Source organism: Kribbella sp. NPDC051952 (genome assembly GCF_040680855.1).
Classification (GTDB): domain Bacteria; phylum Actinomycetota; class Actinomycetes; order Propionibacteriales; family Kribbellaceae; genus Kribbella.
The window spans coordinates 20,364-32,569 of record NZ_JBFAXQ010000015.1; the positions used below are offsets into that span (position 1 = coordinate 20,364).

Here is a 12,206-nt window from a genome sequence, read left to right on the forward strand (position 1 = left end):
CGCCCACCCCTCCCCCACATGCAACCCAGTCGCAGGAGGCGTCTCCACGACCTCGCGGTGCGGGGACGGTCGTCAGGCGAGGCCGTGGCGGTAGGCGTAGGCGACTGCTTGGGCTCGGTCTCGGAGGTTGGCTTTGGCGAAGAGGTGGTTGATGTGGGTTTTGACGGTGGCTTCGCTGACGACGAGGTGGCGGGCTATCTCGGTGTTGGAGAGGCCGTCGGCGATCAGGCGGAGGACCTCGATCTCACGTGGGGTCAGGCCGGTGTCGGTCGGGTCGGCGGGCTTGGGGGCGGCGGCGCCTTCGATCAGGCGGCGTTGTACGTCGGCGTCGAGGATGGACTGACCTGCGGCCGCCGCCTGCAGGGCTCGGCCGATCGACTCGGCGTCCGCGTCCTTCGTCAGGAAGCCGCGCGCACCGGCCCGCAGTGCGGACAGGACCGAGTCGTCATCGCTGTACGTCGTGAGTACGACGACTTCCGTCCGCGGGTGGTCCGCGCGGACCCGGCGGGTCGCCTCCACCCCGTCGCAGTTCGGCATCCGGAGATCGACCAGCAGGACGTCCGGGTTGTGCTCGGCAACCAACCGGACGGCCTCCTCACCATCCGCCCCGGCCGCGACCACGTCGATCCCGGGCAGCAACTTGAGCAACGTGACGAGCCCGTCCCGCACCACCCGCTGGTCGTCCGCGACGACCACCCGCACCGCACTCATCCCGGCACCTTCAGTTCGACTCGCCAGCCCTCCGCGGTCGGGCCGGCTTCCAGTGAGCCGCCGACGAGGTCGGCCCGTTCGCGCATTCCGAGCAGACCATAGCCGCCAGGTGTGGCCCGGCCCGGACGCCTCCCCGGCCGGTCCTCGATCGCGAGCCGGACGTCGTCGGCGTACGAAAGCTTTACGCAAACCGGAGCACCCGGCGCGTGCTTCCGCGTGTTCACCAACGCCTCCTGCAGGGTCCGGTACAGCGTGCTCATCACGTCCGCCGACAACTCCCGCTCCGCACCAATCACCTCGAAGTCCGCGGCAGCCCCACTCTCCACCCGGTACGCCGTGACCAGATCGCTCAACGCCCGTACGTCGGGAACCGCATCCTCCCGCAACGCCGCCACAGCCCGCCTGGCCTCGGCCAGCCCTTCCGCTGCCAACCCCTGCGCCCGAGTCACCTGCTCGATCGCCTCCTCCGAAGCACCATCCCGCACCAGCATCAGCCGCGCACCCTGCAGACTCAACGACAGTCCGGCCAAGGAATGCGCCAGTACGTCGTGAACGTCGCGAGCGATCCGGGCCCGCTCAGCCAAGGCCGCAGCGCGACCGTGCTCCTCGATCACCGCCTGCTTCCGGGCCAACGAGACCTCGAGCTCGTCGAGTTGGTCCTCCCGGTTGCGCCGGTTCAGCGCGGCCAGCGTTAACGCCACGACCCCGAACGCGGACCCGAGCGCACCGGCGAACGACCGCGTGTTCACGTAGATCGGCACACTCGCACCAACCACACCGACCGCGACCACGACGTACTGCAGCCAGCCCGGCCGGTGATACCGGACCGCGGCGCGCGTCACCCAGAACGGCAGCACGATCAGCACGCTGCCGGGCAGCGCCCACCACAGCACGGAACCCGCGACCGCGAACGCGAGCAGTCCATACGTCGCCCTCCCCAGCGGCTCGCCGTATCGCAGTGGGAGCAGCGAGAGGTTGCTGAGGACAACGATCAGGCCGAGGACGAGGAGGACCGGATACGGCAGCCGGCGCAGGTCGTCGTCGCCGGCCACCAGGACCAGCGTGATGATCGTGAGGAGGGTTGGGATCGAACGCAGCAGGAAGCCGGGCACGGAGGTCCGTACCCGGCTGTCGAGCGTCCGACTCATACCGTCATCATGCCCGCTCGGCGGCCAGCGGGATGTTCATCCCGAGCGCCCGGCGGTAGATCATCGCGTTCTGCGCGCCGATCGTGAGCCCGATGGTCAGCACGATCGAAGCGTGACTCAGGGCGCCGTGCGGCCAGATCGCCGCCGAGGCGAACGCGCCGCCGATCCGCAGGCCGATCGTGATCAGCCAGAGCGCGAGCGTGGCGCCGGTGCCCTTCTGGTACAGCCCGTCCGGGGTTTGGCTCAGTCGCACGCTGGTGCCCCGGGCCAGGCCGAGGCCGACCAGGATCACGCAGTCCAGCACGAGGAACGCGAGCTCCCCGCTGGTGGCGGTGTGCACCGCAGACGACACCGACAGCAGCCCGATCAGCAACAGGATCGTCGGCATCAGCACCAGTTGCCGCTGCGACACCAGCGATCCGGTGACCTGCCGGCCGACGACCCGGAACAGCACCCACAGTCCTACCAAGATCCCGATCACGAGTCCGGCCGACATTTTCGTTCCTTTCCGAGGGTTTCGTTGTTGGTCACAACACTCCTCGGAAAGCGCCGCCGGAACGTCAGCCCGCAGTTCGCACCCAGGTGGAACCCGGGCCTCAACCCGTGGGTTGAGGCCCGGGTCCGATCAGGCCAGCGAGACCAGATCCAGGTACTCGTCGGACCACAGATCCTCGCTCGCGTCCGGCAGGATCAGCACCCGGTCGGGGCGCAAGGCCTCGATCGCGCCCTCGTCGTGGGTGACCATGACGATCGCGCCCGGGTAGCTGCCGACCGCGCCGAGAACCTCGTCCCGGGAGGCAGGGTCCAGGTTGTTGGTCGGCTCGTCCAGCAGCAGCACGTTGGCCCCGGAGTGGACCAGCCCGGCGAGTGCCAGGCGCGTCTTCTCCCCACCGGACAGCACGTGGGCCGGCTTCTCCGCGTCGTCACCGCTGAACAGAAACGAGCCGAGCACGTTCCGGACCTCGCCGTCGGTCAGGCCGGGCGCGACCGACGCCAGGTTCTGCCGGACGGTCCCGGCCAGGTCCAGGGTGTCGTGCTCCTGCGCGAAGTACCCGAGCCGTAGCCCGTACCCGGGCACGACCTCGCCCGCGTCCGGCTCCTCACGACCCGCGAGCAGCCGGAGCAGGGTGGTCTTGCCCGCACCGTTCAGCCCGAGGATGACGACCCGGCTGCCCCGGTCGATGGCCAGGTTGACGCCGTCCAGCACCTGCAGTCCGCCGTACGCCTTCTTCAGGCCGACGGCGGTCAGCGGGGTCTTGCCGGACGGCGCCGGCTCGGGCAGCCGGATCCGGGCCACGCGGGCGGAACGGCGTACCGGCTCGAGGTCGGAGAGCAGCTTGTCCGCCCGCCGCGCCATGTTGCGCGCGGCAACGGCCGTGGTGGCACCGGCCTGCATCTTCTGCGCCTGGGCGTGCAGGACCGCGGCCTTGCGCTCGGCCGTCTTGCGCTCCCGGGTACGGCGACGTTCGTCCGTCTCCAGCTGTTCGAGGTACTTCTTCCAGCCGGTGTTGTGGATGTCGATCGTGAGCCGCAGCGGGTCCAGGTGGAAGACCCGGTTGACCGTTGCCTTGAGCAACTCGCGGTCGTGGCTGATCACGATCAGGCCGCCGGGGTACGACAGCAGGAACGAGCGCAGCCACAGCACCGAGTCGGCGTCGAGGTGGTTGGTCGGCTCGTCGAGCAGCAGGGTGTCGTGCTGCGCGAACAGGATCCGGGCCAGCTCGACGCGACGGCGCTGCCCGCCGGACAGTTCGCCGACGGGCTGCTCGAGCGCGCGGGTGGGCAGGCCGACACCGGCCGCGAGCCGGGCCGCCTCCGCCTCGGCCGCGTACCCACCGCCGGCCTGGAACTCCGCGTCGGCACGGGCGTACGCCGCCATCGCCTTCTCCTGTGCTTCGCCGGTCGCGGTGCTCATCGCGGCCTCGGCCTGACGGAGCTTGCGTACGGCGACATCCAGGCCGCGCGCGGACAGGATGCGGGCGGTGACGGTGACGGCGGGATCGGCGGCGCGCGGGTCCTGCGGCAGGTAGCCGACGGAACCGGACACGGTGATCGACCCGGTGGCCGGGCGGTCCTCGCCGGCCAGGGTCTTCATCAGCGTGGTCTTACCGGCGCCGTTGCGGCCGATGAGCCCGATGCGGTCACCCGGGCTGACGTGGAAGGACAGATCGGTCAGCAGCAGCTGGGCGCCGACGCGAATATCTACACCGCGAACGGTGATCATGGTTACTCTCCGTGATAGCTAAAGGACACACTTCTGGCGCGGAAGCGGGTCCACAGCTAGACACAGAGGCAAGTAGCCATGCCTCCACGATAACGGGAGCCTGAAGAACCGTCAGCTGGTTTTCGCCGGCAGCTCGACGACGAAGCGGGCACCGCCGCCAGGGCGGGTGACGACCTGGATGGTGCCTTGGTGCCATTGGACGTGGCGGGCGACGATGGCCAGGCCCAGACCGACGCCGCGACCGCGGCCCGAGGTCTCACCGCGGCCGAAGCGCTCGAAGATCCGGGTGCGGTCCTCGACAGCAATTCCTGGACCGGCGTCGTCGACGGTGATGATGACGCCCAGCCCACCGGCTTCCACACCGACGCCCTTGCAACCACCGGCGTGGTCCTCGGCGTTCTCGACCAGGTTGGCGATGACCCGCTCGAGCCGGCGCTTGTCGGCTTGCAGCGTGAGACCCTCGGCGTCGGGCTCGACCGTGGTCAGCTCGCGTCCCGCCGTGGCATCGGCCGCGGCCCGGACCAGGTCGGCGATCCGGACGATCTCCCGGCTGCCCTGATCGCCACCGTCGTCGCGGGAGATCTCCAGCAGGTCGATCACCAGTCGCCGGAACCGATCCAGGTCGTACCCGAGCAGCTCGACCGGCTCCCGCACCGCCGCAGGCAGTTCGGCCCGGTGGTTCTGGATCAGCTGCATCGAGTTCAGCATCGTCATCAACGGCGTACGCAACTCATGGCTGACGTCTCCGGCGAACCGCGCGTCCGCCGCGACCCGACGCTCCAGGTCGGCCGCGGTCTGGTTGAACGACCGGGCCAACCCGCCCAGGTCGCGGTCGTTCTCGGCCTGCAGCCGCGCATCCAGCTTCCCGCGCGCGACCGCATCCGCCACTCGGGTCAGCTCGGCCAACGGCCGCAACGCCAGGGTGCTCGCCAGCCGGCCGACTGCCAACCCGATCAGCGCAGTCACGATCGCCGCCACGACCAGCGTGATCTTCAGCGTCACGAGCGTGCTGTTCAGCTTGGCGAGCGGATGCCACTCGAAGAACGCCTCCCCCGGCCGGGTCAGCGGTACGCCGACAGCGAGCACCTCCTGACCGTTGACCATGATCCGGCGGTGGTCGGTGCTGCCCGCCTTGACGTTGGCGACCAGGTCGGGCGGGAGATCGGACGGCTTCCCGGTCAGCGAGTACCACTCGCCCTGGAAGTACAGGATCGCCGCCGCCGAGTCGGTGGACGGCAGCGTGGCCAGCAGGCTCATCACGCTCACGTTCTCCTGCGGGATCGGGCTGCCGCACTCGACCCGCTCCCGCGCCGGCAGGCATGGCTCGGGCGCGCCGAAGATCCCGTAGTGCAAGGCGGCCGCGTTGTCCTGGGTCTCCACGATCGCGGACGACTCCCGCTGGTCGGTCAGATAGTTCGAGACCACGCCCCAGGTGACGAGTGCGAGCACCGTCGACAACCCGAGCGCCAGCAGGCCGTACGCGACCATGACGCGCCCGCGCAGGCCGAGCCTGAGTCCTTCGCCACCCCACCACCGCGGTCGCCGGCCCGGCAAATCAGCTCACCAATCGGTAGCCCAGACCGCGGGCGGTGACGAGGTGCTTCGGGCTGGCCGGGTCGTGCTCGATCTTCAGCCGGAGCCGGCGGATGTGGACGTCGACGATCCGGCTGTCACCGAAGTACCCGTACCCCCACACCTTCGACAGCAGCTGCTCGCGGCTGAGCACCTTGCCCTCGGCGCCGGCCAGCTCGGCGAGCAGCTTGAACTCGGTCCGGGTCAGCGGGAGCACCTCGCCGTCGCGGGTCACCTCGGCTCCCGGTACGTCGATCCGCAGGTCGCCGACCTCGATCAGATCGGGCTGCCGCGCGTTGGCCGGCTCGACCCGCCGCAGCAACGCCCGGATCCGGGCCGACAGCTCCTTGGCCACCAGCGGCTTCGTCACATAGTCGTCAGCACCCGCCTCCAGCCCGGCGACCACGTCGTGGCTGTCGGTCCGCGCGGTCACCATGATCACCGGTACGTCGCTGGTACGGCGGATCTCGCGGCAGACCGTGAATCCGTCCCGGTCCGGCAGCATCAGATCCAGCAGGACCACGTCCGGCTGGACCCGGCGCAGCGCGGCGAGCGCGTCGTACCCGTTGGCCGCTTCCGCGACCTGGTACCCCTCGTCTTCCAGGGCGAGGCGCAGTACCCGCCGGATCCGGGGCTCGTCATCGACCAACAGCAGGCTGTGTGCCACGGGACCAGTGTCGCTCACCACCGGGCCGGGTGCCGGTTACGCCTGTCATGAAGCTGTCATGTCGCCACGCGCCGACGGTGACAACCTCTTGACGCTTCGGTGACCCGGGTTCCGGCCGGAGCCGGAAGTCCTAGCTTCGGCGCTATCGAGTCCCGGAGGAGGACCAATGGCCAGAAGACGGCTGGCGGCAGTATCCCTTGCCGCCGTGGCGAGCGTCGTGCTCGCCGCTTGCAGCAACGGTGGTGGAACGACATCCGGATCCGGAGGCACCGCCGCCGAGCCGGTCACCGGCGGAACCCTGAACATGCTCGGGGCCGGCGATGTCGACTACATGGATCCCAACGTGAGCTACTACGCGACCGGCTACCTGAACCTGCGGCTGTGGAGCCGGCAGCTGTTCACGTATCCGGCCGATCCCGGCGGCAAGAACACCGCACCCGTCGCGGATCTCGCGACCGACATCCCGACCGCCGCGAACGATGGGGTCAGCGCGGACGGCAAGACGTACACGATCAAGATCCGCCCCGGCGCGAAGTGGGACACCTCCCCGGCCCGGCAGGTGACCGCCGCCGATGTGGTCCGCGGCGTCAAGCGCACGACGAACCCGGTCCAGCCGTTCGGCGGCATCCCGGACTTCGCCGACCTGATCGTCGGTTACAAGGCGTTCGCCGACGGCTTCAACAAGGCGCCGAAGACGGTCGCGGGCATCCAGGAGTACATCGAGAAGACGCCGCTGCCCGGGGTCGAGGCCAAGGACGACACCACCGTCGTCTTCCACCTGACCCATCCGGCCACGTACTTCGTCGACATGCTCACGATGCCGGCCTTCTCACCGGCTCCGGTCGAGGCGCTGAAGTACCTCCCGGCCAGCACCGAGCTCGGTAACCACTACCCGTCCGACGGCCCGTACAAGGTCGACTCGTGGGTGCCGACCAAGTCGGTCAACTACTCCCGCAACCCCGCCTGGGACGCCGCCACCGACCCGGTCCGCAAGGCGTACGTCGACAAGATCGTGGTCAACGAGACGGTCAGCCAGGACTCGATCCAGCAGCAGCTGCAGACCGGTACGCCGACCGCCGACATGGAGTGGGACGTCGCACCGCCGCCGTCGCAGCTACCCGCGCTGCAGGCGAAGAAGGACCCGAACCTGAACATCGGCGACACCGCGAGCACCAACCCGTACGTCATCTACAACACCGTCTCGCCGAACAACAACAAGGCACTGGCGAACCCGAAGGTGCGGCAGGCGCTCAGCTACGCGATCAACCGGGACCACGTCCTGCAGGTGCTCGGCGGCAAGACGCTGAACCCGCCGCTCACGCACGTCCTGCCCGATGTCATCACCGGCTCCAAGCAGATCGACCCGTACCCGTACGACCCGGACAAGGCCAAGCAGCTGCTCGCCGAGGCCGGGTATCCGAACCTGACGCTGAAGTTCCTCTACCGCAACGCGAGCGAGGGCAGCAGCAAGAGCTTCCAGACGATCCAGCAGGACCTGTCCAAGGCCGGCATCACGGTCACCGGCGTACCGTCGCCGAACGCGGACTTCTACGTGAAGTACCTGCAGGTGCCGGACGTCGCGAAACGCGGGGTCTGGGACCTGTCCCTGTCCAGCTGGGGCGCGGACTGGTACGGCAACGGGGCGCTGTCGTTCTTCAACCCGCTGTTCTCGGGTGAGCCGTCGTTCCCGCCGGTCGGCAGCAACTTCGGCCTCTACAACGACCCGGAGACCAACACGCTGATCCAGCAGGCGATCGCCGCACCGACGCAGGACGCGGCCACGGACCTGTGGGCCAAGGCCGACGCCCGGGTGATGGACCAGGCCGCCTTCTACCCGCTGACCAACAACAAGCAGGCCAACTACCACGCCGCCCAGGTCCACAACGCCGTCTACGTCCCGACGTTGCAGAACTTCGACCCGGCGAACGTGTGGCTCGACAAGGCCAAGCAGGGCGGCTGAGAACCTCATGGCCTTGCTTGAAGTAAGGGACCTCAAGGTCTCCTTCGACACCCCGGACGGCACCGTCCGTGCCGTCCGGGGGTTGTCGTTCGACGTGGAAGCCGGTCAGACCCTGGCGATCGTGGGCGAGTCCGGTTCCGGCAAGAGCGTCTCCACCCAGACCATCGTCGGGCTCACCCGCGGTGCCCAGGTCTCCGGTACGGCGTTCTTCGACGGAACGGACCTGATCACCGCCGACCAGTCGACGCTGCGGCGGTTGCGTGGCGCGCAGATCGGGATGATCTTCCAGGACCCGCTGTCCAGCCTGCACCCGCAGTACCGGATCGGCTGGCAGATCGTCGAGATGATCCGCGCCCACGATCGCGTGATCAGCAAGCAGGCGGCCCGGAAACGGGCCGCCGAGCTGCTCACCCTGGTCGGTATCCCGCGGGCGGCGGAACGGATCGACGACTATCCGCACCAGTTCTCCGGCGGGATGCGGCAACGGGTGATGATCGCGATGGCGATGGCACTCGACCCGGCGCTGCTGATCGCGGACGAGCCCACCACCGCCCTCGACGTGACCGTGCAGGCCCAGGTGCTGAACGTGATGCGCCGCCTGCAGGAGCAGTTCGGTACGGCGATCATCCTGATCACCCACGATCTCGGGGTGGTCGCGGAGATGGCCGACGAGGTGGTGGTGATGTACGCCGGCGCCGTGATGGAACGGGCTCCGCGTCGCGACATCTTCTACCGCAACCATCACCCTTATACACAAGGGCTGCTGGCCTCGCTCCCGGCGCGCAGCGGTGATCGGCTGACCCCGATCCCGGGCACGCCGCCGAGCCTGATCAGCCTGCCGGCCGGGTGCCCGTTCGCCGCCCGTTGCCCGCAGGTGTTCGACAAGTGCCGGACCGAGGCGCCGCCGTTGACCGACGTCGCCCGCGATCCCCGGCACCAGTCGGCCTGCTGGCTCCCGCATGAGCAAAGCGAGGCGATCGCGTCATGAGCGACGACGTACTGCTGAAGGTCGACAACGTTCGCAAGGAGTTTCCCACTGGCTCGAAGGAGGTGGTCCGCGCGGTCGACGGGGTCTCCCTCGAGGTCCGCAAGGGCGAGACGCTCGGCCTGGTCGGCGAGACCGGCTGCGGCAAGTCCACACTGGCCCGCTGCATGTCCCATCTGTACGACGTGACGTCGGGGTCGGTGTGGTTCGACGGGGCCGAGATCAGCACGCTGTCACGCCGGGCGATGCGCCCGATCCGGCGTGAGGTCCAGGTCATCTTCCAGGACCCGTACGGCTCGCTCAACCCGCGCCGCCGGGTCGGCTCGATCATCGGCGACCCGTTTGCGATCCACAACATCGCATCGGGGGCGGAGCGGAAGAAGAAGGTCCAGGAGCTGATGGAGCTGGTCGGGCTGAACCCCGAGCACTACAACCGGTTCCCGGCCGAGTTCTCCGGTGGCCAACGGCAACGGATCGGGGTGGCCCGGGCGCTGGCGTTGCGGCCGAAGCTGGTCATCTGTGACGAGCCGGTGTCCGCGCTGGATGTGTCGATCCAGGCCCAGATCATCAACCTGCTGGCGGATCTGCAGCACGAGTTCGACCTGACCTATGTGTTCATCTCGCACGACCTGTCCGTGGTCCGGCACGTGAGTGACCGGATCGCGGTGATGTACCTGGGCAAGATCGTCGAGCTCGCGCCGACAAGCGAGCTGTTCGGGGAGACCCGGCATCCGTACACGCGGGCGTTGCTGTCCGCGTTGCCGGTGGCCGATCCGGACACCGCCGACAGTCGCGAGCAGATCATCCTCGGCGGCGACATCCCGTCCGCGACGAACCCGCCGGAGGGGTGCAGGTTCCATACGCGATGCCCGAAGGCGCGAGCCGATTGCGCGTCCGGCGAACCACCACTCCAGCCAGTGCTGGAGGACACCGGCGATCACCGGACCGCCTGCTTCTACCCATTGACCCTGGGCGAGGACCTGTCCACCGCCGTACCCAACTTGAAGGCATCATGACCGCCGCCATCGAAATGATCGACGTAGTCGACGAGCCGCGGGCGATTGAGGGGCGTAGTCCGTTCGTACTGGCGTTGCGGCGGTTGCGGCGGGACAAGGTGGCGATGATCTCGCTGGCCGTGATCCTGCTGATCGTGCTGATGGCGATCTTCGCGCCGGTGTTCTCCGCCATCACGGGACACCCACCGAACGAGCAGTACCGGGACATCGGGCTGACCCCGGACGGCCTGCCCCGCGGGCCGAACGGGACGTTCTGGCTGGGCACCGACGACCTCGGCCGGGACATCCTGGTCCGGATCGCGTACGGCGCTCGCGTGTCACTGCTCGTGGGTGTCATCGCGACCGCGATCACCGTGGTGATCGGCGTCGTACTCGGGCTCGCGGCAGGGTTCCTCGGGGGGATCACTGACACGGTGCTCGCCCGGCTGATCGACGTGGTCCTGTCGGTGCCGTTCCTGCTGGTCGCGATCGCGCTGGTCTCGGTCACCGGGCCGAGCCTGACTGTGACCGTGCTGGTGATCGGCTGCTTCAGTTGGGCGTCGGTGGCCCGGATCGTCCGCGGGCAGGTGCTGACGTTGCGCGAACGCGAGTTCGTCGAGGCGGCCCGGTCGCTCGGCGCGGGTGACAGCCGGATCATGTTCGTCGACATCCTGCCGAACGTGCTCGCACCGGTGATCGTCTACACCACGCTGCTGGTCCCGGTGGTGATCGTGACCCAGGCGACGTTGTCGTTCCTCGGGCTCGGACTGCCGCCACCAACGGCCGACTGGGGCGGGATGATCAGCACGTCGCAGAACTACTACACGACCGCGTGGTGGTTCATCCTGTTCCCCGGTCTGGCGCTGCTGATCACGACCCTGGCGTTCAACCTGTTCGGCGACGGCGTCCGGGACGCCTTCGACCCACGAGCGGATCGGACCTAGTCATGGCACTCTTTCTCCTTCGCCGGTTCGGTCACGGCATCCTGGTCCTGTGGCTGATCACCATCGCGGTCTTCGCCCTGTTCTTCGTTGCCCCCAGCAACGTGGCGCAGACGCTGGCCGGCCGGCAGGCGACCCCCGAGACGATCGCCCTGATCCAGCACCGGCTCGGACTGGACCTGCCGGTCTGGAAGCAGTACCTGCACTTCGTCGAGAACGCGGTGAAAGGCAACCTCGGCTACGACTACTACCACCAGGTGCCGGTGACAACCATCATCGGTACGGCGCTGCCGATCACGGTCTCGCTCGCGATCGGAGCCGCCGTACTGTGGTTGCTCCTCGGGGTGTTCAACGGCGTGATCTCGGCAGTGCATCCGCGGTCGCTGGCTGACCGTGGGCTGACGCTGTTCTCGTTGTTCTTCTACTCGTTCCCGTCGTTCCTGCTCGGCTTGTTGCTGCTGTACTTCCTGTACTTCCGACTCACGCTGGCCGGGTACCACTGGTTCCCGGCAGGCGGGTATTCGGCGCTCACGGCCGGGGTCGGGCCGTGGTTCCAGCATCTGTTCCTGCCCTGGATCGCGCTGGCTTTGTTGCTGGCGGCAACGTATACCCGGTTGACCCGCGGTTCGATGCTCGACGTACTGGGCGAGGACTACATCAGGACCGCTCGGTCGAAGGGGATCCGGGAGAGCCGCGTGATCGTCCGGCACGGTCTGCGCAGCGCGCTCACGCCGGTGGTGACCCAGTTCGGGATCGACCTCGGCCAGCTGATCGGTGGCGTGGTCGTGATCGAGACCGTGTTCAGCCTGCCCGGGCTCGGCCAGACGGCCGTGGTCGCGATCAACCAGCAGGATCTGCCGGTGATCATCGGTATCGTGCTGTTCGCCTCCGCGGCGGTCGTGGTCGCGAACATCCTGGTCGACATCGCGTACGCCGTACTGGATCCGCGGGTCCGGCTCCACTAGATATGGGTAGTTCTTGCCGATGAGCGGCGATAGGCATC

Annotated in this window: 11 protein-coding genes; 5 read left to right on the plus strand and 6 right to left on the minus strand. The window is 68.4% G+C overall.

Annotated features, from left to right (window positions below):
• Nucleotides 1-72: 72 nt before the first annotated feature.
• From AB0L70_RS25945 to AB0L70_RS25970, 6 genes are all read right to left on the minus strand, one after another.
• Entirely contained in the window at nucleotides 73-711 is a 639-nt protein-coding gene (locus AB0L70_RS25945; protein WP_363688425.1) for a response regulator transcription factor, read from the minus strand.
• Nucleotides 708-1,859 carry a histidine kinase gene (locus AB0L70_RS25950; protein WP_363688427.1) on the minus strand — a complete coding sequence of 384 codons (1,152 nt, stop codon included), beginning with the start codon at nucleotides 1,857-1,859 and terminating at the stop codon, nucleotides 708-710. Before AB0L70_RS25950 ends, AB0L70_RS25945 begins: the two co-directional genes overlap by 4 nt.
• Nucleotides 1,860-1,866: 7 nt before the next feature.
• The gene (locus tag AB0L70_RS25955; protein ID WP_363688429.1) at nucleotides 1,867-2,355 is read right to left on the minus strand and encodes a hypothetical protein; all 489 of its coding nucleotides are present in this window, start codon (nucleotides 2,353-2,355) and stop codon (nucleotides 1,867-1,869) included.
• Nucleotides 2,356-2,484: 129 nt separating this feature from the next.
• Nucleotides 2,485-4,083: an ABC-F family ATP-binding cassette domain-containing protein gene (locus AB0L70_RS25960; protein ID WP_363688431.1), complete on the minus strand. Its 1,599-nt coding sequence runs from the start codon at nucleotides 4,081-4,083 to the stop codon at nucleotides 2,485-2,487.
• A 111-nt stretch (nucleotides 4,084-4,194) separates the two neighbouring features.
• A complete protein-coding gene (locus AB0L70_RS25965; protein ID WP_363688433.1) occupies nucleotides 4,195-5,637 on the minus strand; it encodes a HAMP domain-containing sensor histidine kinase in 1,443 nt (480 codons plus the stop codon).
• Between the two features lies 1 nt (nucleotide 5,638).
• On the minus strand, nucleotides 5,639-6,322 hold the full coding sequence (locus tag AB0L70_RS25970; protein WP_363688435.1) for a response regulator transcription factor: 684 nt from the start codon (nucleotides 6,320-6,322) through the stop codon (nucleotides 5,639-5,641).
• Nucleotides 6,323-6,488: 166 nt separating this feature from the next.
• Between AB0L70_RS25970 and AB0L70_RS25975 the strand changes: the two genes are divergently transcribed.
• The 5 genes from AB0L70_RS25975 to AB0L70_RS25995 are packed head-to-tail and all read left to right on the plus strand — an operon-like array spanning nucleotide 6,489 to nucleotide 12,168.
• Nucleotides 6,489-8,282: an ABC transporter substrate-binding protein gene (locus AB0L70_RS25975; RefSeq protein WP_363688437.1), complete on the plus strand. Its 1,794-nt coding sequence runs from the start codon at nucleotides 6,489-6,491 to the stop codon at nucleotides 8,280-8,282.
• Between the two features lie 7 nt (nucleotides 8,283-8,289).
• The gene (locus AB0L70_RS25980; protein ID WP_363688439.1) at nucleotides 8,290-9,270 is read left to right on the plus strand and encodes an ABC transporter ATP-binding protein; all 981 of its coding nucleotides are present in this window, start codon (nucleotides 8,290-8,292) and stop codon (nucleotides 9,268-9,270) included.
• Entirely contained in the window at nucleotides 9,267-10,283 is a 1,017-nt protein-coding gene (locus AB0L70_RS25985) for an oligopeptide/dipeptide ABC transporter ATP-binding protein (RefSeq protein WP_363688441.1), read from the plus strand. The genes AB0L70_RS25980 and AB0L70_RS25985 overlap by 4 nt, the downstream gene beginning before the upstream one ends.
• Nucleotides 10,280-11,206 (plus strand): ABC transporter permease, encoded by a 927-nt coding sequence (locus tag AB0L70_RS25990; RefSeq protein ID WP_363688443.1) that lies wholly within the window; start codon nucleotides 10,280-10,282, stop codon nucleotides 11,204-11,206. Before AB0L70_RS25985 ends, AB0L70_RS25990 begins: the two co-directional genes overlap by 4 nt.
• 2 nt (nucleotides 11,207-11,208) lie before the next feature.
• Complete coding sequence (locus AB0L70_RS25995; RefSeq protein ID WP_363688445.1) at nucleotides 11,209-12,168, plus strand: ABC transporter permease; 960 nt, start codon at nucleotides 11,209-11,211, stop codon at nucleotides 12,166-12,168.
• The last annotated feature ends 38 nt before the right edge of the window (nucleotides 12,169-12,206 follow it).